Below are 26,956 nucleotides of genomic sequence, written 5' to 3'. Positions count from 1 at the left end.
CCAAGGTGGGGACAAAGAGACGACGACCAAGCCTCCGCGCTCCCGAGGCAGGAGCATGTTGCCCGTATGCAATCACCACGATCACGGCCAGAACCGCGGCGATCACGATCGCAGCGCTCCCACTCACAACGGGGACGATCGCGGTCGGAGCTGTCTGCCTCCTGCCCATCGCTGTCGTCACCGGCCTCGTGGTCACGACCGATCTCTCGTCCCTGGCCGCGATCGGGTATCTCGGGATCATCACGATGGCAGCGGCGTCACTGCTGCTGTTCACCCGACTTCGCTCGGCCCCGGCGAAAACCGCCGCCGTGGCGACGCTCCTCGAACCCGCCACCGCCACAGGGCTCGCCGCCCTCCTCCTCGGCGAGGCGCTCGTGCCTTCCGCAGCAGCCGGAATCGTGCTATCGCCCTCGCCGTCATTGCGCTCAGCAGCGGGGCCGGCGGCGCTAGGCGCGCTGCGCCTCGAATCGAGGACGGGGTCGGCTGATGATCACGAGACGTAGCCGTCATCGGCGGCGGAACTGCACGGTCGCGTCACCGGGCGGCGGAGGAGGGCCACCACATGATCTCAGAGCGCCGCTCCGCCGCTACCACGCCAGTGAGCGGCGGGTCGTCGGCATCGATGTGATCGACGCATCCCGGACGATCCGTCGGCCTCAGCGCAGCTCGACCAGCCCGCGGAACGGCTCCAGGCGCGCGTCCGCCGGGTCGAGCTCCGTCACCATCACGCTGATCGCGTCCCAGGCGAGGGCCCGCGCCAGCGCCGTGCGCTCGAGCTTCGTCGAGTCCACGAGCAGCACGGTCTCGCTCGACGACGCGACCAAGACGCGCTTGACCTGCGCCTCCTGCAGCGTCACCTCGCTGGTCCCGTCGATCGACACGGCCGAGGCGGAGGTGAAGAAGCGGTCGTAGTGCAGCTCGGCCGCGCTCGAGCACGCGAGCGGGCCGACGAAGCTGTCGGTCTCCTCCTCGAGCTCCCCGCCGATCAGCACCACGCGGGCGCGCGTGGCACGGCGGGCCGAGGCGTGGTTCTCGAGCGAGTTCGTGGCGACGAGCAGCTGCGGCGACTCCGGGGCGGCGCCGAGCAGGGTGCCGGCGGTGGAGGAGGCGTCGACCGCGATCGCGCCGCTCGCGGGCACGAGGGCGACGGCCTTCCTCGCGATCTCGCGCTTCGCGGCGGCTCCGGCGGCCAGGCGCTCGGCGAACGGGCGCGGGCGCAGCGCCGGGACCGCTCCTCCGCGGACCCGGCTGAGCCGCCCCTCCGCCTCGAGATCGGCGAGGTCGCGCCGCACGGTCATGGTCGAGACGTCGAGCTCGGCCGCCGCGTCGTCGAGCCGCACGGCACCGTCGCGCTCGAGCAGGCCGATCAGGCGCGCGCGCCGCTCCGCCGAGTCCACCGTGGCCATGCCGCTCCCGTTCCGCGCCGCATCGGCGCCCGCGCGGTCGAGCGTATCCGCAGGTCGGGAGGGACGCTTCCCGCTACGCCCGCACGCCGCCCGCCCGCTCGCGCACCAGGACGGCGGCCACGAGCCCCGCGCAGACGACGGCGATGACAGCGACGGTGCCGGCCACTCCGATCGCCGGCGCGGTCAGCGGTGCCGCGGCGACCAGCGCGACGGCGGGCAGCACGATCGCGGCCCGGAGCGGTTCGCGATCACCGAGCGGACGGTGGACCGCCCAGAGCAGGATCAGGTATCCGGCCACGGGGACGGCCACCGCGGCGCCGAGCACGAGCTCCGTCTCCTCGAGGTGCCCGGCGGTGGCCGCGACGGCCGACTCCAGCCCGGCTCCGAGCGCCGCCAGCGCCGCGAAGACGAGGTAGTGCGCGTAGCCCCAGCGGTACGACAGGCCGCGTCGCGCCTCGAGGAGCTCGCCCGAGGGGTGGAGGTACGACAGCCACCACAGCGCGAAGACGAGCACGAGCGCCGCCAGCGAGACCAGCGCGAGCGGCGCGCTGAACCCGCGCTCGGCCAGCGACTCCTGCATCCCGGCCACCGCGGCCAGCACGCCCTCGCCGAGCAGGATGATCGTGAAGAGCCCGTACCGCTCCGCGATGTGGTGCGGATGCCAGCTCGGCTCGCCCTTCCGCGCCGCGTACAGGGGGACGCACAGCTCCAGGGCCGCGAGCACGACGAAGCTCGCGATCGCCCCCTGCTCCGGGAGCAGGAGCCTCAGGAGCCAGCCGACCTGCACGAGGGTGAACCCGATCGCGCTGCGCTGAGCGGAGCGGCGGTGCGCGGGCGAGGACACGGCGACGCGGACCCACTGGCTGACCAGCGCCATCCGCATGATCGCGTAGCCGATCGTGATCGCGGTGAAGTCGCCGCTCTCGAACGCCGTCGGCACCCCGGCCGCCAGGACGAGGACGCCCGCCATCTGCGCGAGCGTCAGCAGCCGGTACGGCACGTCGTCGGTGTCGTAGCCGGAGGCGAACCAGGTGAAGTTCATCCACGCCCACCAGATGGCGAAGAACACCATGCCGAAGGGGAGGAGCGTCTCGCCGGCGTGCCCCTCCTCGATCGCGTGGGCGAGCTGCTGCACGATCTGGGCGATCGCGACGACGAACGTCAGGTCGACGAGCAGTTCGAGCGGGCTCGATGCGCGGTGCTGCTCGTCGACGGAGCGCGGGCGCATCCTGACGAGGAGGGGCGGCGGGGCGGCGGTCATGCGAGGGGCCGGCGGCACGGGGAGCACATGCGGTCATCCTCCTCCCTCCGGGCAGCGGTCGACGGAGATGCGGCGAGCGCGCGAGGACGCCGCAGTGCCGCCTGTCAACGCCCTCCAGCACCCGGCCGGTCCCGTCCTACCGTGGCGTCGTGGAGGTGGACGCATGAGGAGAAGGACGCTCGCAGCGCTCGTGCCGGTGCTCGCTCTGGCCGGCTGCTCCGGGCCCGACACCGCGGCGGCCGAGAGCACCGCGGCCGCGTTCGAGGCGGCCCTCGCACGGGGCGACGGCGCCGCGGTGTGCGCCCTCCTCACTCCGCAGGCGGCGGCGGCGCTGACCGAGCAGGAGGGGACGGACTGCGTGCAGGCGATCGGCTCGCTCGCGCTGGCGGCAGGCACGGGCGAGCCGCGCGCCGAGGCGTTCGGGCAGGGCGCGATCGTGGAGCTCGACGGCGACACCGTGTTCCTCGCGGCCAGCGGCGACGGCTGGCGCGTGCGGGCCGCGGGCTGCGCGCCGACCGGTGAGGACACTCCGTTCGACTGCAGGATCGACGGCTCCTGATGCGCGCCGTCTTCACGGGCTGCCTCGCCGTCGTCTCGGCGGGCCTGGTCTACTTCGTCGCGCTGGGGGTGCTGCACCGGTGACCTCGCTGCTCCGCGAGCCCCGCACCCCGACGCGCTCCTTCCTGCGCGACAACTCGCTGACGCTGGTGTTCGCGGCCCTGTTCCTCCTGAGCCTCGCCGGCCAGTCGATCGCGGGGCTGCTCTCGTACCGGCAGGAGCTCGAGTCCGCCGGACTCCAGCCCGTCGGCTGGCTCCGCTACGTCACCTCGTCGAGCTTCGCGGGCGACGTCGCCGAGAACTGGCAGTCGGAGTACCTGCAGTTCTTCCTCTACATCGCCGCCACCGTGTGGTTCGTGCAGCGCGGCTCGTCCGAGTCGAAGACGGTGGACGACCAGGGCCCGGGCACCGACGAGGAGCAGCGGGTGGGGGAGTACGCGGAGGAGTCGTCACCCGGCCCCGCGACGGCGCCGCCCGGTCCGCGCCGCTGGTTCTACTCCCACTCGCTGCTGCTCGTGATGGGCGCGATCTTCCTCGGGTCGTGGTTCGCGCAGTCGGTCACCGGGCGGGTCGCCTACTCGGAGCAGCAGCTGATGGACCTCGCGGCGCCCGTCTCGTACGCCGAGTACCTGATGAGCGCGGACTTCTGGAACCGCACGCTGCAGAACTGGCAGTCCGAGTTCCTCGCGGTCGGCAGCATGGCCGCGCTGTCGGTGTACCTGCGCGAACGGGGGTCACCGGAGTCCAAGGCCGTGGGGGCTCCGCACGCCGAGACGGGCGGAGCCGAGTAGGTCAGCCCGCCCAGGCGACCTCGACGTCGAGGACCCAGGTGACGCCGAAGCGGTCGCGCAGCATGCCGTAGAGCGGCGACCAGCCGGACGGGGCGAGCGGAGCGACGATGTCCGCGCCCTCGGCGAGCGACTCCCAGTAGCCCGTGATCTCGTCGGCGTCGGTGCCGCGGACCGAGACGAACACCGGGTTCGTGCCCGGGTCGTACGCGGTGCCGGAGCGCACGTCGAAGGCCATCACGCGGAAGCCCGCCTCCGAGACGACCTGCCCCCACGAGAGCTGGTCGGCCTCGGCCGGGTCGGTCGTGAGCTGCGCCTGGTCGTTCGTGACGGCGTCGAGCCGACCGCCGAAGACCGAGCGGTAGAACTCGAGCGCCGCGCGGGCCTCGCCGCGGAAGTTGAGGTGCGTGGTGGTGGTGATGCTCATGGGATTCCCTCCGATCGGCCGGGACGTCCTCCCGGCGATGCCCACTGTGCCGGGGGATGCGGACGGATCCTGTCCTCTTCTCGATCTAGCATCGGGACATGCCCTCTCCCAGTGCGCGGATGCTCCAGCTGCTCTCGCTCCTGCAGCTGCGGCGGGACTGGCCGGGCGCGGCGCTCGCGGAGCGGCTCGACACGACGCCGCGGACGGTGCGGCGCGACGTCGACCGGCTGCGGGGGATGGGCTACCGGATCCGCGGGACGAAGGGGCCCGACGGCGGCTACCGGCTGGAGGCGGGGTCCGAGCTGCCGCCCCTCCTCCTCGACGACGAGCAGGCACTGGCGCTCGCCGTGGCGCTGCGCTCGGCCTCGGCGACCGGCACCGGGCTCGAGGAGGCGTCGGCGCGAGCCCTCGCGACCCTTCGGCAGGTGCTGCCGACGCGGCTGGCGCAGCGGCTGGACGCGCTGCGGTTCACGACGGCGCCGGTGCCGGGGCCGACGGTCGCGCCCGAGGTGCTCGTCTCGGTCTCGGCGGCCGTGCGGGCGTCGGAGGTGCTCCGGTTCGCGTACGCGTACGCGGGCTCGGGCTCGGGCTCGGGCTCGGGCTCGGGCTCGGACGGGCGGCGGCGGGTGGAGCCGCACCACCTGGTGGCGCGGCAGGGGCGCTGGTACGTGATCGCGTTCGACCTCGACCGGCAGGACTGGCGGACGTTCCGCGCCGATCGCGTCTCGGATCCGGAGTCGACGCGGCGGCGCTTCGAACGCCGACCGGTGCCGGGCGGCACTCCGGCGGCGTTCCTCTCGGCGCGGTTCCGCGGCTCGGACGACGGCGCGTGGCCGTGCGTCGGGAGCGCGGTGCTGCGCACTCCGGCCGCCGCGGTGCTGCCGTTCGCCGAGGAGGTCGAGGACCTCGGCGACGGGAGCTGCCGCGTCACGGCCGGATCGTGGTCCTGGGAGGCGCTCGCCGCCTCCTTCGGGCGCTTCGGCGTGGAGGTGGAGGGGGCGCGGCCGGTGGAGTTGGTGGCGGCGTTCGGCGTGCTCGCGGGGCGGTTCGCGGCGGTGGGCGCTCCCGAGGTGCAGCCGCATGGGTAGCAGGTTCATCGACCTAGGCGACGGCGGCGGCCCCGCGCAAGGGCTGGCTCGCCCCGGCGGCGGCTGGTCGAGTGGACCCATGCAGGAAATCACCTACGCGTCCAAGTGCATCGTGACCACGGACGCGGTCGCCGACGCGCTCCTCGAACTGGTCACCGCGATCAACCGCCACGACCACTCCGAGGCCGTGACCGTGCCGGCGTTCACCGACGAGGGCGAGCTCATCGACGCCCGGATGACCCTCGACGCGAGCAGCGAGCTCGTCGCGGTGCCCGTCGAGCTCGACATCGACCAGGATCCGTCGGTGTCCGACGTCCTCGAGGCCGCGGTCGCCGACCTGCGCAAGCGCATCGCGAAGAACCGCCCCGACGACTCCTTCGTCGCGCACCCGATCGCCCTGCCTCTCGCCGACCGCGAGACGATCGACTTCGACGACTTCTGAGTCCGGCTCCTCGCCTGAACGGTGCCCGCGCGACTCCCGCCGTTCACCGCCCGTCCCTAGCCTGACGCCCGTGGTGATCACCGGTACCGTGCCTGCCCCCCTCCGACGACATCGGGAGTCGATCCTGCTGGCCGTGCTCTCGGCGACGGTCGGGATGCTGCTGCTGGCGCACGCGGCCGCACAGGGGATCGGCGCGGCGGTCTTCTGGCGGCCCTGCTGGACCGAGGGGTACGAGAGCGCGGTGTGCTCGTTCCTGCAGTACGAGGCGGTGTCGCCGCTGCAGCTCCTGCCGTTCTGGCTGTGGTTCGCGGAGGCGCTGCTCGCCCTCGCCGTGATCGGCGCCTCCGTCGCCGCGGGCAGGCGGCTGGGCACCGCGGGCCTCGCGCTCGTCGCCGTGCTGGCGTCGAGCGCGCTGATCGACCTCGTCTTCACCCCGGCGATCAACGGCGGCCACACCTCCGCCGACGAGCCGCCGGGCGCGGGGCTGATCGGCGCCGCCTTCCTCCTGGTCGCGGGGGCGCTGATGTTCCGCGTCGCGACCCCGTACCGCCGCCTCCCGCTGCTGGTCGAGTAGCCCCGCAGGGGCGTCTCGAGACCTGCCCACTCCCGGACATCGCGGATCTCGAGACGCGCGCTCCGCGCGCTACTCGATCAGCAGAGGGAGGCGCAGCGCCCGCCGCGTACCCGAGGAGCGCCGCCGCAGAACCTCAGCCAGGAGCACCCTTCAGCCACCATCGCGGCTGAGGAGCCCTCTCGACCGAGGTTCCGCACGCCTCCCGCGTCCTCTCCGGGTGGAGGCACCCGCGGCCTCGCTGGTCGAGCAGCCCCGCGGGGGCGTCTCGAGACCCACGTCTCCCAGAAGGCCGACCGCCGGAACCGCCGTCAGGAGATCCCGTAGCTGAAGTCCAGGTCGTACCCCTGCTGGTCGCCCTCCCAGGAGAACTCGACCGGGGCGTCGGGGTGCTCCTCCAGGCGCACGCTGCTCGAGGGGGTGATCAGCGCGTGCACGACTCCGCGGTTCAGCGACGGGAATCCGACCCAGCGTCCGACGCTCGAGACGCCGTCCAGCAGCGCCGAGCGCAGCGCGTCCAGGTCGATCTCGGGTGCGAGCGTGTAGTCGAAGCCGTCGAGCGTCAACCGCGTCACAGCCATCCAGGTCCTCCTCCGGTCCGTAGTCACGGTAGGTCGGGGAGGCATCCGCGGCGAGACGGTTGACATCTCCCCACCCGGGCACGGCGGGACGGAGGAGCGCTCTCAGCGACGCGCGGCGTCGAGCAGCTCGCGCGCCTCCGTGCTCTCGGGGAACTGCTGCAGGACCCGCTCGAGGTCGCGTCGTGCCGGCGCTCGCCGCCCGTCCGAGAGGTGCGTGCTGGCGCGCTCGAGCAGGGCCTCGGCGCGCAGCTCGAACGGGCGGGCGGTGGTCACGTTGGGCCGCACCACCTTGTCGAAGGCGTCGAGCGCGCTCTCGATGAGCCCGAGCTCGCGCAGGGCGATCCCGCGGCGGATGAGGGCGGCCGCCGACGCCGCATCGACGTTCACGATCCGGGAGGTCAGCTGCGCGATGTCCGACCAGCGGCGGCGAGCGGAGTAGAGCGCCGTCAGACTCGACACGGCGAGCGTGGACGGCGCGAGCGCCTCCACCGCGGCCGTCGCCCCCGCTGGATCCTCCGCCGCGGCGAGCTCCGCGAAGAGCAGCCGCAGCGACTCCGTCTCGAGCGGCACCGTGACGTCGAGACCCGCGCTGAGGGGGAGGCGGACGGAGAGCGAGATCCCGTAGCGGCTGAGGAACGGGTCCTTGCCCGGGTCGTAGCGGCTGCGCACCAGCCAGCCCGCGAGCCGCAGCGCCCGCTCGTCGTCCGGCCGGTCCAGGGCGTCGCGCGCCAGCTCGATCACGGCGGCCAGTCGGGCCCCCTCGGGTGCAGTGGCGATCGCAGCGTGCAGCTCGGGCGCGGGGGCGCCGGCGCGGACGAGGCGGATGAGCGCCGCCTCCCACGGCTGCGCGAGAGCGGAGGGACGCACCAGGCCGGGGCCGGACGGCATCGAGATCGCAGCCGAGAGCCGCGTGCGGCGGGGTCCGCGGGCCAGCGACAGGTCGCTGACCGGCTGCAGTCGGGCCCGTCCGAGCGCCCGGAGCGGCCCGTCCTGGCGGAATCCGACTGCCACTGCGACCCTCCCGCGCTCGGCGGGGCACCCGACCCCCGGCTGCTCCGAAGTGCCGAGTTTACGCACTCCGGATGGACGTTTCCCCCCGAACGGGGAGTCTTTGTGGTGTCGCGCAACGAAGGACGGTGCGGGAGCCGATTCCCGCCCCGCCGAGAGGAGCGCGCCCCGCCCGTACCGGGCCGCCGCCGACCTCGCTAGCGCTTCCCCGGAAGGCGAGCGGGTCGTCGTCGCCAGGAGAGCACGACGTGGGCCAGTAGGCCGCCCACGACAGCGCCGAGGGTGTTCGTGATCCCGTCGCTCGTGTCGCAGGCGCGGCCGATGGCCGGCACCACGGCCTGGACGAACTCGATGACCGCGGACAGCGCGCTCGCTCCGATGATCGCCGCCACCGGTCGCCGCCAGCGCACTGCTGCGAGGAACGCGACCGGCACGAACAGCAGGATGTTCGCCATCGACTCCACGGCGGTCGGTATGAGAGTCGGCCACTCGACCGCGCAGGCGACCTCCGGTGCGGTTCGGCCGCTCTCCGGGTAGAGCGTCAGCACTGCCACGGCGACGAGCGCCGCGGAGAGCAGCGCGGCGGTCGCCCGAGGCCGCGCGATGAGCACTCGACCCGCGAAGGGTGCGATCACGATCACGCCGACGAGGACGGCGAACGCGAGCCATGGTGCAGTGACGAGCAGGGTCGAGAGCATCGGTCGAGACTACCGGCGCGCCGACGCGGCGCCGTCGGGCCGTGTGCTGAGCCGTGAGGGACTCAGCTCTCGGGGAGGACCCCGTCCACGAGCCGGTCGATCGTGGTCGACGGCGCGGTCGCCGGATCGAGCGCAACGGTCAGCTGATCGAGGATCAGGCCGGTGATCGTGTAGTGGAACAGGACCACGTGCTCGCGGTCGCCGAGAAGCTTTGGCTGGAGGTGGAAGGCGACGTCGGCGTCGAGCCCTGACCAGGCCCATCGCGCGAGGGCGTCGTGCACCACGGATCTGCGGGTGGCTTCCAGGCGCAGCTCGAACAGATCGATCGCATCATCCCGGTCGGACGTCGATCGGCCGACGAGGGCGTTCCCTGCAGGAGGCGAAGGCGGCCCTGCCCGATCCGGTGACGCCGGGCTCCTCGGAGTCGGACGGTGCCAGACGAGCGCCGATGCGCTCCAGGATCGCGGCGATGATCGCTGCGCGATCCGGGAAGTAGCGCACGCGACGCTCGCGGTCAGGCCGAGGTACCGGACGGGCACGCCGATCGCGGCGGTGGGGGTGCCGGAGAGCACTCCTTCGGGGGTGAGTGTCAGACCGGCCGGCAGGGTCCCGGACGTGAGCTCGAACCTCGAGGTGCTGCCGGTGACGGTGAAGGTGTAGGAGAGGGGCGCATCGATGGTCGCGGTCCTCGGCGGCGCGTCGGCCGTGAAGGCGGGCCGTGCGCCGACCGCGAGGCTCTGCGTGCCGCCCGCGGCGATGGCGGTGACGCCGGTGAGTCCCGCCGGCACGGTGACCTGCCCGGCCCCGTTGTAGCCCCACGCGGCGACCGTGCCGTCGCTGCGCAACGCGAGGCTGTGGTAGCGGCCGGCGGAGACGGCGGTCGTGTCGGTGAGTCCGACCGGCACGGTGCTCTGCCCGTCACTGTCGTTGCCCCAGGCGGTGACGGTTCCGTCGTCCCTCACCGCGAGGCTGTGGCTGCCGCCGGCGGCGATGGTCGTGACGCCGGTGAGTTCAGCAGGCACGGTGGCCCGCCCGTAGTAGTCGTCACCCCAGGCGGTGACGGTGCCGTCGTCCCGCAGTGCGAGGCTGTGGCGGTCGCCTGCGGCGAGAGCGGTGACGCCGGTGAGTCCGGCCGGCACGGTGGCCTGTCCGGAGTCGTTGTCACCCCAGGCGGTGACGGTCCCGTCGTCCTTCACCGCGAGGCTGTGGCCGCCGCCGGCGGCGACGGCGATGACGTCGGTCAGTCCGGCCGGCACGGTGGCCTGCCCGGAGTCGTTGTCACCCCAGGCGGTGACGGTCCCGTCTCCGCGCAATGCGAGGTTGTGGCCGCCGCCGGCGGCGATGGCGGTGACACCGGTGAGCCCGGCCGGCACGGTGGCCTGCTCGTAGTCGTTCCCGCCCCAGGCGGTGACGGTCCCGTCTCCGCGCACCGCGAGGTTGTGGCCGCCGCCTGCGGCGATGGCGATGACGTCGGTGAGTCCGGCCGGTGCGGTGACCTCCGCGGAGCGGAAGACGCCCCACGCGGCGACCCCGTTCGCCGTGGGAGCCGCGACGGCCGGTCCGGCCGCCGCCACGAGGGGAGCTGTGGTGCCGGCGAGGAGCGCGAGAGTCGTGGTCACCGCGAGCAGCCTGCGCCTGAACCGCGCCGCTCCTCGTTCACCGGTGGTCGACGGCCGCTTCCACACCGTGACACCACCCGACCCGGGCTACAACAGCCTCTAGCGGCCATGTCCGCTACCGGACACGCCCTCCGCGGCGCGTGCGATCGGATCGCCGTGGTCGACCTGCGCACCACGCCGAAGGGCCCGCCGCTCCCAGCGACGGGCCCTTCGATCCAGGCGGTTACAGCCCCTGCGACAGGCGGTAGTACGCCGCGTTCGCGCGCAGCTCGTTCTCGAAGCCGCGGAGCGTGGTGCCCTCGTCGATGACGAGCAGCTCGACGCCGGCGATGCGGGCGAAGTCCTCCCACGCCTCCACGCCGATCTGCGTCGTCATGACCGTGTGGTGCGCCGCTCCCGCGGTGATCCACGCGGCGGCGCTGGTGCTGAAGTCCGGAGCCGGCTGCCAGACGGCACGGCCGACCGGGAGGTGCGGCAGGGTCTGCGGCGGCTCGACGTTCTGCACGGCGTTGGCGACGAGGCGGAAGCGCTCGCGCACGTCGCTCAGCGCGACGACGACGGCGGGTCCCGCATCCGCGGTGAAGACCAGGCGCACCGGGTCCTCGCGGCCGCCGATGCCCAGCGGGTGGATCTCGAGCGTGGCGCGCTTCGACGAGAGCGACGGCGAGACCTCGAGCATGTGCGCGCCGAGGATCAGCTCCTCGCCGGGCGTCATGTCGTAGGTGTAGTCCTCCATGAGGCTGGTGCCGCCGGGGAGGCCGGCGCCCATGACGGCGGCGATGCGGATGAGGACGGCCGTCTTCCAGTCGCCCTCTCCGCCGAAGCCGTAGCCGTCGGCCATCAGGCGCTGCACCGCGAGTCCGGGGAGCTGGCGGAGTCCGCCGAGGTCCTCGAAGCTGTCGGTGAACGCCTCGAAGCCGCCCTCCTCGAGGAACGAGCGGAGGCCGATCTCGACCGCCGCGCCGTAGCGGAGCGACTCGTGGCGCTCGCCGCCGGGGAGCAGCTCGGCGACCACGTCGTAGCTCTCGACGTACTCGGCGACGAGGGCGTCGATCTGCTCGGGGGTCGCCGCGTCGACGCGCTCGACGAGCTCGTTGACGCCCCAGGTGTTGACGCTGACGCCGAGGCGGATCTCGGCCTCGGTCTTGTCGCCCTCGGTGACGGCGACGTTGCGCATGTTGTCGCCGAAGCGGGCGACCTTCATGCTCTGCGAGGCGGCCCAGCCGGCCGCGGCGCGCGACCAGATGCCGATCGACTCCGTCACGCGGGCGTCGCTGGCGTGGCCGACGACGGTCTTCCGCGGCACGCTCATCCGGCTGAGGATGTAGCCGTGCTCGCGGTCGCCGTGCGCGGCCTGGTTGAGGTTCATGAAGTCGAAGTCGATGTCCTGCCACGGCAGGGCGACGTTCGCCTGGGTGTGGAAGTGCAGCAGCGGCTTCGCGAGCGCGTCGAAGCCGTGGATCCACATCTTCGAGGGGCTGAAGGTGTGCATCCAGGTGATGACGCCCACGACGGAGTCGTCCGCGTTGGCCTCGATCATGGTGCGGCGGATCGCGTCGGAGCTCTTCAGCACCGGCTTCCACTCGATGGTGACGGGGATCGCGCTCGCCGCGTTGAGCTCGGCGACGACGGCCTGCGACTGCTCGGCGACCTGGCGGAGGGTGTCCTCGCCGTAGAGGTCCTGGCTGCCGGTCAGGAACCAGACGGTGCGGGTGGCGAGGTCGGGGATGATGCTCTGGTACACGCTCATGCGATGGCTCCGGTGGGGTTCTGTCCGTAGACGTTCTGGTAGCGGTCGAACAGGGCGTCGATCGACTCCTGCGGGATGGGGACGAGCTCGCCGCCCTGACGCGCGAGGTGCACGGTGCGGGCGACGTCCTCGGCCATGACGGCCGCCTTCACGGCGTCCTTCGCGTCCTTGCCGATGGTGAAGACTCCGTGGTTCTGCATCAGGACCGCGCGCGAGCGGTGCCCGGTCAGGGTCGCGACGATGCCGCGGCCGATGGAGTCGTCGCCGATGATCGCGAACGGGCCGATCGGGATCTCGCCGCCGAATTCGTCCGCCATCGCGGTGATCACGCAGGGGATCGGCTCGGCGCGCGCGGCCCAGGCCGTGGCGTAGGTGGAGTGCGTGTGCACGACTCCGCCGACCTCGGGCATCTCGCGGTACACGTAGGCGTGCGCCGCGGTGTCGCTGGACGGGCTGCGGTCGCTGCCGGGCGTGCCCGGGACGACGACGCCGTCGAGGTCGCACAGGATCATGTTCTCGGGGGAGAGGTCGTCGTACGAGACTCCGCTGGGCTTGATCACGAAGAGGTCGGCGCCGGGCACGCGGCCCGAGATGTTGCCGCCCGTCCAGATGACGAGGCCGTAGCGGACGAGCTCGGAGTGCAGGCGGGCGACGTCCTCGCGGACGCGCGCGATCGCCTCCTCGATGGCCGGATCGAAGGTCATGCGGTCTCTCCCTGTGCGGTGGGTCGGGTGTCGGTGAGGGTCTCGACGGCGGTGCGCTCGACGGCGAGGCCGGCGCGGTAGCGCTCGAGGTAGGAGGCGAATCCGGCCACGTCGGCGGCGTCGGGGGCGACGCTGTCGAAGGAGTAGCCGCTGAACACCCGGTCGGTCAGGTACGCGCTGAGGTCGCCCCCGCCGTCGCGGCGGAACGCGGCGAGCACCGCGATGCCCCAGGGTCCGCCCTCGGACGCGGTCTCGGCGACGGCCACGGGCGCGTCGAGCGCTCCGGCGAGGAAGCGCTGCGCGACTCCGGCCGTGCGGAACATGCCGCCGTGGGCGTACATCGCGTCGAGCTCGACGCCCTCCTCGGCGAGCACGCGCATGCCGAGTGCGAGGGTGCCGAAGACGCCGTAGAGCTGAGCGCGGATGAAGTTGGGCAGCGTCAGGCGCGAGTCCGGGGTGCGGACGACGAGCGGACGGCCCTCCACCAGGCCCGCGATCGGCTCACCGGCGAGGTGGTTGTAGGCGAGGAGTCCGCCGGCATCGGCGTCGCCCTCGAGCGCCGCGCGGAACAGCGTGCCGTAGACGGCGTCGCTGTCGGCCGGGAGGCCCTGCGCCGCGGCGAACTGCGAGAACAGGCCGACCCACGTCGCGAGCTCGCTCGCTCCGTTGTTGCAGTGCACCATCGCCACGAGGTCGCCGGCCGGAGTCGCGACCAGGTCGAGCTCGTGGTGGACGCTCGCGAGCGGCCGCTCCAGGACGACCATCGCGAAGATGCTCGTGCCCGCGCTGACGTTGCCCGTGCGCGGGGCGACGGAGTTGGTGGCCACCATGCCGGTGCCGGCGTCGCCCTCGGGCGGGCAGAACGGCACGCCGGCCTGCAGCGCGCCGGTGGGGTCGAGCAGCAGCGCACCCTCGGCGGTGAGCTCGCCGGCCTCGGCGCCCGCGGGGAGCACCTCGGGCAGCAGGTCGCGCAGCGCGGGCAGGCCGCGACCGGCCACGAGGCCGTCGTACGCCTCGAGCACGGAGGCGTCGTAATCGGTGGTCGCCGGGTCGGTTGGGACCATGCCCGACGCGTCGCCGACTCCGAGGACCTTGCGGCCCGTCAGCTTCCAGTGCACGTACCCGGCGAGGGTCGTGAGGAAGTCGACGTCGGCCACGTGCGGCTCGTCATCGAGGACGGCCTGGTGGAAGTGCGCGAGCGACCAGCGCAGCGGGATGTTGGCGCCGAAGAGCTCGGTGAGCTGCTCCGAGGCCGGACCCGTGCTGGTGTTGCGCCAGGTGCGGAACGGCGCGAGCAGCTCGCCGCTCGCGTCGAAGGGGAGGTAGCCGTGCATCATCGCCGAGACGCCGAGCGCCCCGAACGTGGTGGGAGCGACGCCGTGGCGCTGCTGCGCGTCGGCGACGAGGTCGGCGAACGCCGCCTGCAGGCCCGACCAGACGTCCTCGAGGGAGTAGGTCCAGCGCCGGTCGACGAACCGGTTCTCCCACTCGTGGCTGCCCGTCGCCAGCACGACCGACGGGTCGGCGGCGTCGACGAGACACGCCTTGATGCGGGTGGATCCGAGTTCGATCCCGAGGGCGGTCGCGCCGCTCGTGATCGCGTCTCCACCGGGGGTGGAAGGGGGCCGTCGCTGGTCCATCGTGCTCCTCGCTCGGGCGATGTGACCGTTCACAAAGCCAGGAGTCAGAGTAGGCGACGCACTGCGCGGTTGGCAACGAGGCGGCTGCGTGCAGAACCTCGGCTGCGAGGGTGCCTCAGCGACCATCGTGGCTGAGTCCCACTCCCAGCCGAGGTTCTGCTGCTCAGCGGTCCGAGTGGGCCGTCGACGCCCGCTCGACCAGCTGCGGGGCGACGGGCAGGTCGACCGCCGCGGTCTCGCCGCGCAGCTCGGCCAGGACGACGCCGATGGTGCGACGGCCGACCTCGGCGAAGTCCTGGCGGATCGTCGTGAGCGGCGGCAGGTAGTGGGCCGCCTCCGGGACGTCGTCGAAGCCGACGACGCTCAGGTCGTCCGGCACCCGCACACCCCGATCGGCGCACGCGTGCAGGAGTCCGAGCGCCATCTGGTCGTTCCCCGCGAAGACGGCGTCGAGGTCCGCGACCTCGTCGACCAGCCGGAGCCCCGCGCGGTAGCCGGATTCGGCGCTCCAGTCGCCCTCGATCACGCGGGCGGGCTCGAGGGCGTCCTCGGCCAGCCTCGTCGTGAATCCCTCGAGCCGCGCGTGGGCCTCGACCCAGTGCTGCGGACCCGCGACGTGCGCGATCCGCCGGTGCCCGAGGGCGAGCAGGTGCTCGGTGGCCAGCCGCCCGCCGGCGGCCTGATCGACCAGGAGTCGCGGATCCGCTCCCCGTCCGGCCGCGCCGAGCGTGACGAACGGCACTCCGATCGAGAGGCTCTCGATGGCCTCGAGCGCCCGCTCCTGCGGGGCGAGCACCACGATCGCCTCGACGGACTCGCGCTGGAGGTGCTCCAGCCCGTCGGCGAGCGACTCCGCGTCGGGGGAGGCGACGTTGACCACGGGCACCCGGTAGCCGGCGTCGCGCGCCGCCTGCTCGATCGCGGCCATCGCGGTCGCGGTGCCGTAGAAGCTGTGGCTCTCGGCGGCGAGGATCCCGATCAGTCCGCTGCGACTCGTCGCGAGCGCCCGCGCCGCCGCGCTCGGCCGGAAGCCGAGGTCGCTGATCGCCGCGAGCACGCGCTCCCGGGTGCGCGGCCGCAGCTGCGGGCTGTCGTTCAGCACGCGCGAGACCGTCTGGTAGGAGACGCCCGCCCGCACCGCGACGTCGCGGATCGTCGGCTGTCTCTCGGTCGTCATCCGCACACCGTAGCGCGAGGGCTCGACGCGGCCGGCTTCCTCCGCGGGACGGAGGCCGCGCCCGGACGCACGTGCCTAGGCTGGCCGCGGTGCACGGCCGATGCGTGCCCGGAGAAGGAGTTCCCGTGGACGAGAGAGCGATCTCGATCGCCGTGGCCCTGGTCGGCGGACTCGGCGTGCTGGCGTCTGTCGTCGTGCTGCTGGTGCAGAAGCGGGGGATGCTGAACGGCTCGGGTCGCGGCGGACCCGGCGGCGGGGCGAGTGACGGGGGTGGCGGTGGGGCCGCCGCTGCGGATGGCCGTTCGGACGACCGGGGGGAGGGCGGCGGAGGGGACGACGGCGGGTCGTCGGGCTCGTCGGACTCGGGCGGAGGCGACGGCGGAGGTGGAGGCGGCGGGGACTGACCGAGGCGCCGCGCCCGCAGGAGGTGCGAGATCAGGCCGAGACGGGCCGGGAGATCGGTGGGACCCGCGCGCGGAGTCGGCACGAGCGGGATGATGGAGTGCGGCATCGGACATCCGTCCGGACGCCGCTTGCCAGACGGAAAGCGGTGCGTGATGAAACCCAAGAAGATCGTCAATGCTCAGAAGCTGAGAGCGACGGTCGTGCAGTCGACGATGACGAGCATGGCGATGGAGGGACGTCGTCCTCTGCGGGAGCCGTCGCTGCCGCAGGGAGGCACGAGCCGTGTGGTGAGGAGCCTCTCCTCCTCGGCGCGCTGGCCGCGTGGCTGACGAGATCGACCCGCACGCCCACTCGCTCGCGAAGGACAGCCCTTACAGCGACACCCCCGTCGAGCCCGACGACGAGGTCGCGTTCCTGCCCGGCGTCCACTTCGAGATGCGGGCCGACCTTTATCAGGCGGAGGCGCAGGCACTGAGCGAACTTCGCACGGAGCTGTACGACGCGATCGCGGCAGAAGAGCTGTCGGCTGTCGACCTCACCTCGACTCGGGCTCTCGAGAAGCTCCACGAACTCGCGAACGGAACGATCTGGACATGGGCGGGTCGCATCCGAACGCGCGCCCTGAACATCGGCACGGCACCCGAGGATATCCGGGAACAGCTCTACGGGACGATGGGAGATCTCGCTTGGATGGCGGAGAGCGCGGACATCGCTCCCGAGGCCATCGCGATGACCGCCCATCATCGCCTGGTCAAGATCCATCCCTTCGTGGACGGGAACGGCCGCATCACCCGGCTCTACGCCGACGTCCTTCTTCTCTCGCTCACTGGTGATCGCATCTTCGAGTGGTCGACTCGAGGGGACTATCTCGGTGCCCTTCGACGCGCAGACGTGACGATGGACGTGACCGAGCTGCTCGAGACGATCGGCGTGCTCGTGATCGAGGACGATCCCGCCTGAGCGGGCGACCGTGCGGGGTCCGCCGACTCAGGAACGGTGGCCGACGGTGGCGAGGTAGAAGTCGACGCTGTCACCGAGCTCGATGACGGTCAACGGAAGAGCGGCGGACCCGAGGAGGGCGAGGGCGGAACCGGGGCGGGCGGAGTCGGTCGAGAGCATGGGAGGCCTTCCAGGTCGGTGCGGGTGCGGATGCGGAGTCAGAGCGAGTGCGGCTCGTCGAGAGCGCGGAGGCCGACGTTGCTGAGGTAGCCGACTCCCTGGAAGAGGGTCCCGGCCACGACGGACGCCACGAACACGACCGAGAGGGCACCGCGCAGGGGAGCGGTGGCGATCCGGCGGAGACGGTGCTGCGAGACGGTCGTCGCGACGGCGGTCGGCATGCGCACGGCGGGAACGGCGGAGGGGCCGGGCGCGGGGCCGACCTCTGCGGTGCTGACGGGAGCGGTGGCGATCGACATCGGATCCTCCTCGGGTGCGGAGCGCAGGGTGCGATCCGACCTGTTCCACGATCCCCGGATCCGAGCGCCGTGTCGTCGTCCCCGGGGACCCACCGGCGTCATCCGTCCGCACGACAGGTGTCGCGCCGGATGGACGAGGCGGGTGATCCGTCGGTGTCAGCGGGCGGGACCCGCGGGGTCGTCGCTCCGGGAGAAGGCGATCGCGACGAGGCGGCGCAGCACGTCGAGGTCGACGTCGTCGAGGGTGCGCACGTAGACGCAGCCGGCTCCCTCGGTGTACCGGCCGAGCTCGGGCAGCAGCGAGGCTCCCTCGGGCAGGTCCTTGAGGCCGTAGAGCGAGAGCTGCGCCTTGCGCGGCGAGAACGCCGTCTTCGGCCAGACGCCGGTGCGGCGCGGATCGGAGGGGGACACGTAGCGGTAGCTGCCGAAGCCGACCATCGACGGCCCCCACATCACCGGCTCCGCACCCGTGACCTCGCGGAAGAGCGCGGCGAGCGCGACTCCGTCCTCTCGGCGGCGTGCCGGAACGGCCGCGGCGAGGAACTCGTCGACGCTCGCGTCGGTGGGGCCGGTCTTCTGCGCGCTCATGCGTCGAGCGTGCCACCTCGGGCCGCTCCAGTCCTCGAGAATCGTCGTACTCGAGCTCGAGTACGACGATTCTCGAGGAGTGGGTGCTACCCCAGGTCGGCCCGCTCCGCCGCGTGCAGGGCGCGCACCTCGTCGGCCGTGAGGGCCCGGTCCCAGACGCGCAGACGCGCGATGCTGCCCTTGTGCAGGTTGATCAGCTTGCCGTCGCGGCCGACCGCGCCGACCATGAAGTCGCCGGGAGCCGCGTTGAGGCCGTCGGGGTAGACGTACGGGTTCTTCGCGTAGGTCGCGCCCTGCTTGTCGGTGTAGCTCGGGTAGGAGGTCGACTCGCCGTTCAGGTAGGCGATCGCGAGTTCGCCGTCGTAGGTGCCGACGTGCAGCTCCCACACCCCGCGCGTCATCTTCCGCGGTTCGGACGAGTAGTCGATCGAGAACGGGTAACCGGGAGTCGGACCGCCCTGCTTCGACACCTCCATGCAGACCATGTCGTCGCCGCCGTAATCGGGGAGGTCGTTGAAGAGGGCGTAGGAGCGCAGGGGGCCGACGGCCGACTCCTCCCAGATCCCGGCGATGTTGGCGTTGTTGGAGTCGGTGCTGAGCACCCAGGCGGCGACCGTCACCGCGCCGGTCGAGGCGCCGACGTTGAGCACACCGATGTCCGATTTCGGGACCACGAGGAAGTCGGCGGTGCCGTTGAATCGCACTCCGCCGCCGAAGGGCGTCGAGATCCGCGTCGCGGTCGAGCTCGCGCCCTGGAGGAGCGCGGGCGCGCCCGCCACCGCTGACGCGTAGGGTGCCGCGCTCTCGGTGAACGACCAGTCGGCGATCGGCGCAGGGACCGGGGTCTGCGGGGGCGCGGGGGTGTCGTCGACGACGAAGGCGTCGAGGATGATCGTGGACCCGGTGGCGGCGGGGTTCTTGGTGGAGCCGCGCTTGAGGGTGATGGTGTGGGTGCCGGCGGGGAGGGTGCCGCTGCTCCACACGGTCTGCTTCGCGCGGGTGGCGGGGCTGTAGCGGTCCACGGTGGCGACGAGTTCGTCGTCGATCCAGACCTCGTTGGTGCCGGAGGAGGGGGTCCTGCGGCTGATCCAGCTGACGGAGGTGCCGGTGAACGTGAGCGCCGCCGAGGCGCCGGTCGAAGTGGAGTAGCTGATGCTTCCTCCACTGTCGGCCGGGGAGGAGAGCGTCGTCCAGGAGCCGGTGGTCGTGATGTGCGGCGACCCGTGCTCGTACGTCCCCGCTCCGGGCGGAGTCGTCGGCTCGGGGGTGTCGGTGACGACGAAGGCGTCGAGGATGATCGTGGATCCGGTGGCGGCGGGGTTCTTGGTGGAGCCGCGCTTGAGGGTGATGGTGTGGGTGCCGGCGGGGAGGGTGCCGCTGCTCCACACGGTCTGCTTCGCGCGGGTGGCGGGGCTGTAGCGGTCCACGGTGGCGACGAGTTCGTCGTCGATCCAGACCTCGTTGGTGCCGGAGGAGGGGGTTCTGCGGCTGATCCAGCTGACGGAGGTGCCGGTGAAGGTGAGGGCTGCGGAGGCGCGGGTCGAGGTGGAGTAGCTGATGCTTCCTCCACTGTCGGCCGGGGAGGAGAGCGTCGTCCAGGTACCGGTGGTCGTGATGTGCGGCGACCCGTTCTCGTACGTCCCCGCTCCGGGCGCGGTCGGTTCGGCAGGATCGGCCGCCGCGGCGGCGGGGGAGGCGTACGCCAGGGCGGTGCCGACTCCGGCGATCGATCCGGTGAGCATCGTGCGGCGGGAGAGCCCGGCGAGGGGGCGGCGGGAGTCGTCCATGAGGTGGCGGGCCTTCCGGGCTGTCTGGGCGAGGGCTCGGTGCCGCAGTGGAGAGGAGTCGGACCCACTGCGGTCCCGGATCGTCGAGGAGGACGGGGTGTCGGCTCAGCCCCTGAGATCGAGGCGTCGAGCACGAGCGTATCGCCGGACGACGCCGGGCCGCCCGTCGATTCCCGCCGGAGCGACACGGAGTCCCGGCTCGGCGGAGCGCCTTCGTCGCCGCTAGCGCCCGGCGTCCAGCTGCTCGCGCCAGTCCGCCGGCAGCCTGTCCGCCGGGCCGGGCGCGGTCTGGTCGAGCGGGTGCTCCTGCGGGTCGGCGAGGCGGGGCCCGTCGGCGTAGTCGCCGGTGCGGTAGTCCCAGAACCAGTCCTCGCCGGGCTCGAAGCTGCGGATGACCGCGTGCCCGGTCGTCTCGTAGTGCGCGGTCGCGTGGCGGTTCGGCGAGTCGTCGCAGCAGCCGATGTGCCCGCAGAGCGCGCAGCGGCGCAGGTGCACCCACCACGCTCCGGTGCGGTCGCACTCGACGCAGCCCGCGCCGGAGGGAGGGACGGAGGGGTCGATCATCGACGTCGCGGTCATGCCATCAGTGTGGTCCGTCGGAGGCGGCCGGGTCACCCTCCGCTGGTCAGCCGCGCGAACGCCTCGTCGACCATCGTGCGGAAGTCGGCGTCCTCGTGCGCGGCCCACTCCTCCCACACCACGTCGACCGCGGCGAGGCCGGCGGCGGCCAGCACTCGCGCGGTGAGCGGCACGACGCCCCGCGCGACGAGCGCGTCGGCCAGCGCCTCGGCTCCCTCGGCCCGGCGCTCGCGCAGGCGCGCCTTCAGCGCGAACTCGCTCGAGATCAGCCGCAGCCGCGCCCGGTAGACGTCGGGCGCGCGGGTCGCGACGGCGACGACCGGCTCCACGGAGGCGCGCACCAGCTCCCAGCCGGACAGTGCGGCCCCGGCGGGCAGCGCGAGCACCGGTGCCGCGTAGTCGACCCGGTCGCCGTCGACGGCGGCCACGACCACGTCCTCCTTGCTGCGGAAGTAGCGGAAGAAGGTCGCACGCGAGACGCCGGCCTCGCGCGCGGCCTCCTCCACCGTCACCGCGGAGTAGCCGCGTTCGAGGAACACGGCGAGCACCGCGTCGGCGAGTTCCGCCCGCAGCAGGGCGCGGGTGCGGTCGCGGAGCGGTGCGGTCATGCGGTCAGCCTAGGAGCCGGTGGCGTCCCGGCTCCCCGGCCCGGCTCAGTTCGCGGCCGAGATCTCGAGCGCGATGCCGTCGGGGTCGCGGAACTCGAGGATGCTCAGCGGCCCGGTGTCCTTGACGGGCTCGTGCGCGATGCCGAGCTCGTCGAGGACGGCGACGGAGGCCCGCAGCTCGTCCGGCCCGGCGACGGTGAAGCTGAGGTGGTCCAGCCCTACGCGGTCCTCGTCGAAGCGGTCGCCCGCCGCGGCCACGGGGCGCAGGCCCAGCAGTCCGCCGGGGAAGGAGTAGATCACTCCGCCGAAGAGGAAGGCCAGCTGCTCCTGCACCTCGGCGGGCGCATCGGCGGGCGGCGCCTCGAAGGCGATGTCGAAGCCGAAGACGGAGTCGTAGAACGCGCGCGAGACGGCGATGTCGCGGACGGTGAGGCGGATGTGGGCGTAGTCGACGGCGGGGATGGGCATGCGGGGTCCTTCCGGAGGCGGCGGGCCGGAGCGCCCGCCAGGAGTGCTTCGGAGCGGCGAGGCCGACGGAGGGGATATGCGGGTGAGACTCAGTCTCAGGTGGGATATTCACTATCACCCCCGATCGAAGGAGACCCCATGACCCTCACCTCCAAGAACACGCTGCAGGAGTGGCTCGACGACGCCGTCGGCGGTCCGATCCTCCGCGGGATCCTCGCCCAGGGCGGCCAGACGGAGGAGGCGCTGCGCCCCGCGGCGAGACTGTCGCTGCGCGCGATGGTCGAGCTGGGCGGTGGCGTGTTCCCGCAGGAGCTCGTCGACACGCTCGTGAAGCAGGCGAACGGCGGAGTGATCCCGCCCGAGGAGACGGAGGAGGAGTCGCAGGACGGCTCCGGCCGGTTCACCGGCAAGACGGTCGTCGTCACCGGCGCGGGCTCCGGCATCGGCCGGGCGACCGCCCGCCGCCTGGTGCGCGAGGGCGCCCGCGTGATCGCGGTCGACGTCGTGCCGACCGGCGTCGAGGCCCTCGCCGCGGCGTCGCCGGAGGGCTCGGTCGTGACGGTCGTCGCCGACATCACCTCGTCCGAGGGCGTCGCCTCGATCGTGTCCGCGGCGGGCGAGCGGATCGACGGCCTCGCGAACATCGCCGGGATCATGGACGCCATGACTCCGCTGCACGAGGCGGAGGACGCGCTCTGGCGCCGGGTGTTCTCGGTGAACGTCGACGGCACCTTCGCGCTGAGCCGCGCTGTGCTGCCGGCGATGCTCGCCGCCGGTCGCGGGGCGATCGTCAACATCGCCTCGGAGGCGTCGCTGCGCGGCAACGCGGCCGGCACCGCCTACACGGCGTCCAAGCACGCGGTCGTCGGCATCACGAAGTCGGCGGCGTTCCTCTACGGCCCGTCCGGCGTCCGGACGAACGCTGTGGCTCCCGGGCCGACGGCCACGGCGATGGACGGCGCGATGTCGTCCGACTTCGCGCGCGAGCGCCTCGCTCCGTTCATGGCCCTGATCCCGCCGGTGGTCGAGGCCGACACGATGGCCGCGTCGATCACCTGGCTGCTCAGCGACGACTCCGCGAACGTCAACGGCGTGATCCTCGCCTCCGACGGCGGCTGGTCGGTGCAGTAGTAGTCGGCGCGATCAGTCGCGGGCGTTCCGCAGCTCGCGGCTGATCGCGCGCAGCCCGGTCTCGAGCGCCTCGAGCTCGTCGAGCGACAGGCGCGACAGCACGTCCTCGCCGAGTTCGGGGCGGGCGGCCATCAGCTCGCGGACCACGGCGCGGCCGAGGTTGGTGGCGTGGATCCGCCGGACGCGCTGATCCAGCCGGTCCGTCTCGCGCGCGACGAGGTCCTGCGAGACGAGCCGGTCCACGAGTTTCGACATCGACGGCATCGAGACCCCGAAGCTCTGGGCCAGGCCGGCGCCGGTCGCCCCCTCCTCGGTGGTGACGATCACCGACAGGGCCTTCAGCTGCTGGATCGTGAGCTCGGTCGTCAGCAGCGGAGCGAGGACGCGCGGGATCGAGCGCACGGTGATCGCGATCGAGAGCGCCTCGATGTCCGAGACGACGCGGGCACGGGGATCCATCCGCCCACCGTAGGTCTCAGGCGATGCCCAGGGCAATCACTTAGATCGAAGCTAACCTTTTCGACGAGGACGCGTCGTCGTCCTCGAACCGATCCGGAGTCGTGTCGGCGCTCGCGGGACCTCCCGCCGTCGTCCCGCCACCGGGCTCCGCCGCCGCGTCGATCCGCGTGACGAGAGCGAGACGCCCATGACCGACACCATCCCGACCGAGACCCTCGCCGCCGACGACCGGCGCCGCCTCGAGGCCGCCCGCGCGAAGTACCGCGCCGAGCGCGACCGCCGCGCCCGCCCCGATGCCGCGACGCAGTACCGCCGCGCGGCGGGCGAGTTCGGCTACTACGCGAAGGACCCGTACACCGAGCGCACCGAGCGCGAGCCGAAGACCGACCGGGTCGAGGCGCTCGTGATCGGTGCCGGCTTCGGCGGACTGCTCACCGCCTCCCGCCTGCGCGAGGCGGGCGTCGACTCCCTCCGCCTGATGGACGAGGCCGGCGACGTCGGCGGCACCTGGTACTGGAACCGCTACCCGGGGGTGCGCTGCGACATCGAGTCGTCCGTCTACCTCCCGCTGCTCGAGGAGGTCGGCGGGATGCCGTCCGAGCGGTACGCGCCGGGGGAGGAGATCCGCCGGCACGCGGTCGCGATCGCCGAGCAGTACGGCCTGTACCGCGACACGCTCTTCCAGACCCGCGCCACGGCGCTCACCTGGGACGAGGAGGCGGAGGAGTGGCTCGTCGAGACCGACCGCGGCGACCGGTTCCGCGCGCGGTTCGTGGTCACCTCCTCCGGCACCCTCACGCAGCCCAAGCTCCCCGGGATCCCGGGCATCGAGACCTTCCGCGGCCACACCTTCCACACCTCGCGCTGGGACTACGGCTACACCGGCGGCACGCCCGACGGCGGCCTGACCGGCCTCGCCGACAAGCGCGTCGCCGTCGTCGGCACCGGCGCGACCGGCCTCCAGGTGATCCCGCACGTCGGCGAGGACGCCCGGGAGCTGATCGTGTTCCAGCGCACGCCGTCCACGGTCGACGTCCGCGACAACCGGCCGACGGATCCCGAGTGGGCCGCGTCGCTGCGCCCGGGCTGGCAGCGCGAGCGGATGGAGAACTTCCTCGCGGTGCTCGCCGGCGAGCCGGTGGACGAGTCGCTCGTGCAGGACGGCTGGACGAAGACGGTCGAGCTGCAGCGGCAGATCCTCTCGGGTGCGGTCGACACGTCGCTGCCGCCCGAGGAGCGCGAGCTGCGCGACGAGCTGGCCGACCTCGACACGATGGACCGCCTCCGCGCCCGCGTCGACTCCGTCGTCGAGGATCCCGCGACCGCCGAGGCGCTCAAGCCCTGGTACCGCTACATGTGCAAGCGCCCGGGCTTCAGCGACACCTACCTGCCCACCTTCAACCGGCCGAACGTGCGCCTCGTCGACACGGCCGACACGGGCGGCATCACGCGGATGACCGAGACCGAGGTCGTCGTCGGCGACACCGCCTACGAGGTCGACTGCGTGATCTTCGCGACCGGCTTCGAGGTCGGGATCTCGGGCGTGATGTCGGGCACGCTGCCGGTCGTCGGCCGGGGCGGCCGGACGCTCCTGGAGGCGTGGGCCCGCGGCCCGCGGACGCTGCACGGCTTCTCGTCGCACGGCTTCCCGAACCTGTTCCACCTCAGCGGCATCCAGAACGCCAACTCGGTGAACTTCGCGCACATCCTGCTCGAGCAGGCCGAGCACATCGCCGCGGTCATCGCCCGCGGCCGCGAGGTCGGCGCGCGGTACCTCGAGCCGAGCGTCGAGGCGGAGGAGGCGTGGGTGCGCACCGTGCACGAGACCGCCGCCGACACCCGCGCCTTCCAGGCCGAGTGCACGCCCGGGTACTACAACGGCGAGGGCACCCGCTCGATCGGCGGCGCCTCCTACAGCCCCGGCCCGATCGCCTTCCACCGCCTGCTGCGCGAGTGGCGCGAGGGTGGGATGGACGACGTGCTCGTCGACGCCGGAGTAGGGGCGTCGCGATGAGGCGGCGGGCGATCGCTGTGCCGGTGCTGCTCGCCGGGGCTCTGGCGGGATGCACGGAGGCGGGGGACCCGGCGGGGGCGGAGGCGGCTCCGTCGGTCGTGACCGCCGAGCGCGTGCTGCAGGTGACCGAGGTGCACGAGACCACGGGCATGACGCTGCTCGAGGGGCCCGTGTTCGGCCCCGACGGCGGCCTCTACGTCGTCGACGTGACGGCCCCGCCCGGCGAGGGCAAGGTGCTCCGGATCGACCTCGACGACGAGAGCGTCGAACCGGTCTGGACCGACGACTCCTCCGCCCTCACCTCTGCGCAGTTCGGGGCGGACGGACGCCTGTACGTCACCGACTTCCTCGGCGGTGCCGTCCGGAGCATGACGGCCGACGGCGAGGACGTGCGCGAGATCGCCGGGGGACCGGTGGACGGCGTGCCGATGCAGCCGGACGACCTCGACTTCGGTGCCGACGGCGCTCTCTACGTCACCGACGCGGCGGGGGCGCAGGACCCGTACTGGGAGGCGTCCGGACGCGTCGTGCGCGTCGATCCGTCGAGCGGCTCGGCGTCGGTGCTGGCCGACGAGCTGCCCTCGCCCAACGGCATCGCCTTCTCGCCCGACCACCGCGAGCTCTGGGTCAGCATGAACACGGGCAATCGGATCGACCGCCTCACGCTGACCGCGGACGGCACCGAGGTCGCCACCGCGTTCCCGGCGATCCACGCCTCGCCCGGCATCGGCCAGCTCGACTCGATCGCGGTCGACGGCAACCTCTACGTCGGCCTGCACAGCCGACCGGAGATCCTCGTCTACGACACCTCCGGCACCCTGCTGCAGACGGTGACGGTCGCGGAGTCGGGCGTGAGCTCGGCCACGAACATCGCGATCCGGCCCGGCACGACCGAGGCGTACGCGACGATCAGCGGCGCGGACGGCGGCTTCGTGCACACCTTCGAGGCGCTCGCGGAGGGGGTGCCGGCGCGCTGACCGGCGCCTAACGGATGCCGGTCCTCCCGCGCAGGCGTACGGTCTCGGCATGGACACCTCCCGCATCTGGCGCTCGGTCTCGGGCGAGGGCGATCCGCTGCTCGCCCTGCATCCCGGCGGCACCGACTCCCGCTCGATGGCGCCACTCCTCGAGAACCTGCCCGATCACCGCTGGGTCGTGGTCGACCGGCCGGGGCACGGGCGGTCGCCGGACGTCGACGGGGAGTGGAGCTTCGTCGACGCGGCCGACGCGGTGGCGGCGGTGCTGGACGAGCTCGCGCTCCCGCCCGCGCACGTCGTCGGCTGGAGCGACGGGGCGATCGTCGGACTCCACCTGGCCCTCCGGCGACCCGATCTCGTGCGGACGCTCGTCGTCGGCTCCGGGGTGTTCCACCACGACGGCTGGCGCGAGGGCGTGCTCGACGGGGAGCCGCCGGAGTTCCTCGGCGACGCCTACGCCGAGCTGTCACCCGACGGGCGCGAGCACTGGCCGGTGGTCGTCGCGAAGGCCGCGCGTCTTCACGAGACGGAGCCCTCGCTCGCCGTCGAGGACCTCGCGCGGCTCGACCTGCCCGTGCTCGTGGTGGCCGGAGACGACGACGAGGTGCGGTTCGAGCACCTGGTCGCGATGTACGAGGCGCTGCCGGACGGCGAGCTGGCGATCCTGCCGAGAGCGACCCACGGCGCGCTCGTCGAGAAGCCCGATCTGCTGGCGCGGCTCATCCGAGATCTGCACCACCCGGTCGGGAACGGAGTGGCGCCGATCCGGCGTCGCTGACGTCCAGCGTCCGCCCACCGCCGTCG

Annotated in this window: 31 protein-coding genes; 12 read left to right on the top strand and 19 right to left on the bottom strand. The window is 72.7% G+C overall.

Annotation, left to right across the window (positions count from 1 at the left end; all coding sequences use genetic code 11):
- Nucleotides 1-5 precede the first annotated feature (5 nt).
- Nucleotides 6-503 carry an EamA family transporter gene (locus tag C1I63_RS02600; protein ID WP_244907176.1) on the top strand — a complete coding sequence of 166 codons (498 nt, stop codon included), beginning with the start codon at nucleotides 6-8 and terminating at the stop codon, nucleotides 501-503.
- 153 nt (nucleotides 504-656) lie between these two features.
- Here the strand turns inward: C1I63_RS02600 and C1I63_RS02595 are convergent, their stop codons facing one another.
- Nucleotides 657-1,406 carry a DeoR/GlpR family DNA-binding transcription regulator gene (locus C1I63_RS02595; RefSeq protein ID WP_107573656.1) on the bottom strand — a complete coding sequence of 250 codons (750 nt, stop codon included), beginning with the start codon at nucleotides 1,404-1,406 and terminating at the stop codon, nucleotides 657-659.
- 73 nt (nucleotides 1,407-1,479) lie between these two features.
- Nucleotides 1,480-2,667 carry a low temperature requirement protein A gene (locus C1I63_RS02590; protein ID WP_211315550.1) on the bottom strand — a complete coding sequence of 396 codons (1,188 nt, stop codon included), beginning with the start codon at nucleotides 2,665-2,667 and terminating at the stop codon, nucleotides 1,480-1,482.
- A gap of 163 nt (nucleotides 2,668-2,830) precedes the next feature.
- Here C1I63_RS02590 and C1I63_RS02585 point away from each other — a divergent pair, with 163 nt between their 5' ends.
- Complete coding sequence (locus C1I63_RS02585; protein WP_146168349.1) at nucleotides 2,831-3,226, top strand: hypothetical protein; 396 nt, start codon at nucleotides 2,831-2,833, stop codon at nucleotides 3,224-3,226.
- A 79-nt stretch (nucleotides 3,227-3,305) separates the two neighbouring features.
- A complete protein-coding gene (locus C1I63_RS02580) occupies nucleotides 3,306-4,016 on the top strand; it encodes a DUF6766 family protein (protein ID WP_244906957.1) in 711 nt (236 codons plus the stop codon).
- Between the two features lies 1 nt (nucleotide 4,017).
- Here C1I63_RS02580 and C1I63_RS02575 read toward each other — a convergent pair whose 3' ends face one another.
- Entirely contained in the window at nucleotides 4,018-4,440 is a 423-nt protein-coding gene (locus C1I63_RS02575) for a VOC family protein (protein WP_107573654.1), read from the bottom strand.
- 98 nt (nucleotides 4,441-4,538) lie between these two features.
- Here C1I63_RS02575 and C1I63_RS02570 point away from each other — a divergent pair, with 98 nt between their 5' ends.
- From C1I63_RS02570 to C1I63_RS02560, 3 genes are all read left to right on the top strand, one after another.
- On the top strand, nucleotides 4,539-5,528 hold the full coding sequence (locus C1I63_RS02570; RefSeq protein WP_107573653.1) for a helix-turn-helix transcriptional regulator: 990 nt from the start codon (nucleotides 4,539-4,541) through the stop codon (nucleotides 5,526-5,528).
- A 79-nt stretch (nucleotides 5,529-5,607) separates the two neighbouring features.
- On the top strand, nucleotides 5,608-5,970 hold the full coding sequence (locus C1I63_RS02565) for a hypothetical protein (RefSeq protein WP_055789542.1): 363 nt from the start codon (nucleotides 5,608-5,610) through the stop codon (nucleotides 5,968-5,970).
- Nucleotides 5,971-6,040: 70 nt separating this feature from the next.
- A complete protein-coding gene (locus tag C1I63_RS02560) occupies nucleotides 6,041-6,544 on the top strand; it encodes a hypothetical protein (RefSeq protein WP_146168348.1) in 504 nt (167 codons plus the stop codon).
- 308 nt (nucleotides 6,545-6,852) lie between these two features.
- Here the strand turns inward: C1I63_RS02560 and C1I63_RS02555 are convergent, their stop codons facing one another.
- From C1I63_RS02555 to C1I63_RS02520, 8 genes are all read right to left on the bottom strand, one after another.
- Nucleotides 6,853-7,122: a hypothetical protein gene (locus C1I63_RS02555; RefSeq protein WP_146168347.1), complete on the bottom strand. Its 270-nt coding sequence runs from the start codon at nucleotides 7,120-7,122 to the stop codon at nucleotides 6,853-6,855.
- A 102-nt stretch (nucleotides 7,123-7,224) separates the two neighbouring features.
- Nucleotides 7,225-8,133, bottom strand: coding sequence for a tetratricopeptide repeat protein (locus C1I63_RS02550; protein WP_107573651.1), 909 nt, complete (start codon nucleotides 8,131-8,133; stop codon nucleotides 7,225-7,227).
- A gap of 194 nt (nucleotides 8,134-8,327) precedes the next feature.
- The gene (locus C1I63_RS02545; RefSeq protein ID WP_107573650.1) at nucleotides 8,328-8,828 is read right to left on the bottom strand and encodes a VanZ family protein; all 501 of its coding nucleotides are present in this window, start codon (nucleotides 8,826-8,828) and stop codon (nucleotides 8,328-8,330) included.
- A 62-nt stretch (nucleotides 8,829-8,890) separates the two neighbouring features.
- Nucleotides 8,891-10,447, bottom strand: coding sequence for a putative Ig domain-containing protein (locus C1I63_RS19920; RefSeq protein ID WP_211315549.1), 1,557 nt, complete (start codon nucleotides 10,445-10,447; stop codon nucleotides 8,891-8,893).
- 223 nt (nucleotides 10,448-10,670) lie between these two features.
- Nucleotides 10,671-12,197, bottom strand: a complete 1,527-nt coding sequence (gene araA, locus C1I63_RS02535; RefSeq protein ID WP_107573648.1) for an L-arabinose isomerase — start codon at nucleotides 12,195-12,197, stop codon at nucleotides 10,671-10,673.
- Nucleotides 12,194-12,901, bottom strand: a complete 708-nt coding sequence (locus C1I63_RS02530) for an L-ribulose-5-phosphate 4-epimerase (protein ID WP_107573647.1) — start codon at nucleotides 12,899-12,901, stop codon at nucleotides 12,194-12,196. Before C1I63_RS02530 ends, araA begins: the two co-directional genes overlap by 4 nt.
- A complete protein-coding gene (locus tag C1I63_RS02525) occupies nucleotides 12,898-14,541 on the bottom strand; it encodes a xylulokinase (RefSeq protein WP_107573646.1) in 1,644 nt (547 codons plus the stop codon). The genes C1I63_RS02530 and C1I63_RS02525 overlap by 4 nt, the downstream gene beginning before the upstream one ends.
- A 163-nt stretch (nucleotides 14,542-14,704) precedes the next feature.
- A complete protein-coding gene (locus C1I63_RS02520) occupies nucleotides 14,705-15,718 on the bottom strand; it encodes a LacI family DNA-binding transcriptional regulator (RefSeq protein ID WP_107575701.1) in 1,014 nt (337 codons plus the stop codon).
- 125 nt (nucleotides 15,719-15,843) lie between these two features.
- Here C1I63_RS02520 and C1I63_RS02515 point away from each other — a divergent pair, with 125 nt between their 5' ends.
- Both C1I63_RS02515 and C1I63_RS02510 read left to right on the top strand, forming a co-directional pair.
- Entirely contained in the window at nucleotides 15,844-16,122 is a 279-nt protein-coding gene (locus tag C1I63_RS02515) for a hypothetical protein (RefSeq protein ID WP_107573645.1), read from the top strand.
- 436 nt (nucleotides 16,123-16,558) lie between these two features.
- The gene (locus C1I63_RS02510; RefSeq protein WP_146168346.1) at nucleotides 16,559-17,083 is read left to right on the top strand and encodes a Fic family protein; all 525 of its coding nucleotides are present in this window, start codon (nucleotides 16,559-16,561) and stop codon (nucleotides 17,081-17,083) included.
- Between the two features lie 27 nt (nucleotides 17,084-17,110).
- Here C1I63_RS02510 and C1I63_RS20250 read toward each other — a convergent pair whose 3' ends face one another.
- The 7 genes from C1I63_RS20250 to C1I63_RS02480 all read right to left on the bottom strand — a co-directional run bounded on the left by C1I63_RS20250 (nucleotide 17,111) and on the right by C1I63_RS02480 (nucleotide 21,571).
- On the bottom strand, nucleotides 17,111-17,242 hold the full coding sequence (locus tag C1I63_RS20250; RefSeq protein ID WP_280523107.1) for a hypothetical protein: 132 nt from the start codon (nucleotides 17,240-17,242) through the stop codon (nucleotides 17,111-17,113).
- 38 nt (nucleotides 17,243-17,280) lie between these two features.
- Nucleotides 17,281-17,541: a hypothetical protein gene (locus C1I63_RS02505; protein WP_107573643.1), complete on the bottom strand. Its 261-nt coding sequence runs from the start codon at nucleotides 17,539-17,541 to the stop codon at nucleotides 17,281-17,283.
- Between the two features lie 156 nt (nucleotides 17,542-17,697).
- Nucleotides 17,698-18,129, bottom strand: a complete 432-nt coding sequence (locus tag C1I63_RS02500; RefSeq protein WP_107573642.1) for a DUF1801 domain-containing protein — start codon at nucleotides 18,127-18,129, stop codon at nucleotides 17,698-17,700.
- An 86-nt stretch (nucleotides 18,130-18,215) separates the two neighbouring features.
- Nucleotides 18,216-19,916, bottom strand: a complete 1,701-nt coding sequence (locus tag C1I63_RS02495; RefSeq protein ID WP_107573641.1) for a LamG-like jellyroll fold domain-containing protein — start codon at nucleotides 19,914-19,916, stop codon at nucleotides 18,216-18,218.
- A gap of 222 nt (nucleotides 19,917-20,138) precedes the next feature.
- The gene (locus C1I63_RS02490) at nucleotides 20,139-20,495 is read right to left on the bottom strand and encodes a UBP-type zinc finger domain-containing protein (protein WP_055789639.1); all 357 of its coding nucleotides are present in this window, start codon (nucleotides 20,493-20,495) and stop codon (nucleotides 20,139-20,141) included.
- A gap of 32 nt (nucleotides 20,496-20,527) precedes the next feature.
- Nucleotides 20,528-21,103 (bottom strand): TetR family transcriptional regulator, encoded by a 576-nt coding sequence (locus C1I63_RS02485; RefSeq protein ID WP_107573640.1) that lies wholly within the window; start codon nucleotides 21,101-21,103, stop codon nucleotides 20,528-20,530.
- A gap of 45 nt (nucleotides 21,104-21,148) precedes the next feature.
- Nucleotides 21,149-21,571 carry a VOC family protein gene (locus C1I63_RS02480; protein WP_107573639.1) on the bottom strand — a complete coding sequence of 141 codons (423 nt, stop codon included), beginning with the start codon at nucleotides 21,569-21,571 and terminating at the stop codon, nucleotides 21,149-21,151.
- 138 nt (nucleotides 21,572-21,709) lie between these two features.
- On the opposite strand from C1I63_RS02480, the gene C1I63_RS02475 reads away from it, so the two are divergent.
- A complete protein-coding gene (locus tag C1I63_RS02475; RefSeq protein ID WP_107573638.1) occupies nucleotides 21,710-22,702 on the top strand; it encodes an SDR family oxidoreductase in 993 nt (330 codons plus the stop codon).
- 12 nt (nucleotides 22,703-22,714) lie between these two features.
- Here C1I63_RS02475 and C1I63_RS02470 read toward each other — a convergent pair whose 3' ends face one another.
- Nucleotides 22,715-23,161, bottom strand: a complete 447-nt coding sequence (locus C1I63_RS02470) for a MarR family winged helix-turn-helix transcriptional regulator (RefSeq protein WP_107573637.1) — start codon at nucleotides 23,159-23,161, stop codon at nucleotides 22,715-22,717.
- A gap of 187 nt (nucleotides 23,162-23,348) precedes the next feature.
- Between C1I63_RS02470 and C1I63_RS02465 the strand changes: the two genes are divergently transcribed.
- Genes C1I63_RS02465 through C1I63_RS02455 form a run of 3 tightly spaced genes read left to right on the top strand, consistent with a single transcriptional unit; the run spans nucleotide 23,349 to nucleotide 26,930 of the window.
- Nucleotides 23,349-25,175, top strand: coding sequence for a flavin-containing monooxygenase (locus C1I63_RS02465; protein ID WP_107573636.1), 1,827 nt, complete (start codon nucleotides 23,349-23,351; stop codon nucleotides 25,173-25,175).
- Complete coding sequence (locus tag C1I63_RS02460; protein WP_107573635.1) at nucleotides 25,172-26,152, top strand: SMP-30/gluconolactonase/LRE family protein; 981 nt, start codon at nucleotides 25,172-25,174, stop codon at nucleotides 26,150-26,152. The genes C1I63_RS02465 and C1I63_RS02460 overlap by 4 nt, the downstream gene beginning before the upstream one ends.
- A 49-nt stretch (nucleotides 26,153-26,201) precedes the next feature.
- A complete protein-coding gene (locus C1I63_RS02455) occupies nucleotides 26,202-26,930 on the top strand; it encodes an alpha/beta fold hydrolase (protein WP_107573634.1) in 729 nt (242 codons plus the stop codon).
- The last annotated feature ends 26 nt before the right edge of the window (nucleotides 26,931-26,956 follow it).

Source organism: Rathayibacter caricis DSM 15933 (assembly GCF_003044275.1).
GTDB classification, from domain to species: Bacteria; Actinomycetota; Actinomycetes; order Actinomycetales; family Microbacteriaceae; genus Rathayibacter; species Rathayibacter caricis.
Note: the sequence above shows the minus strand (reverse complement) of the source record. Positions and strands in the feature narration are given on the sequence as shown.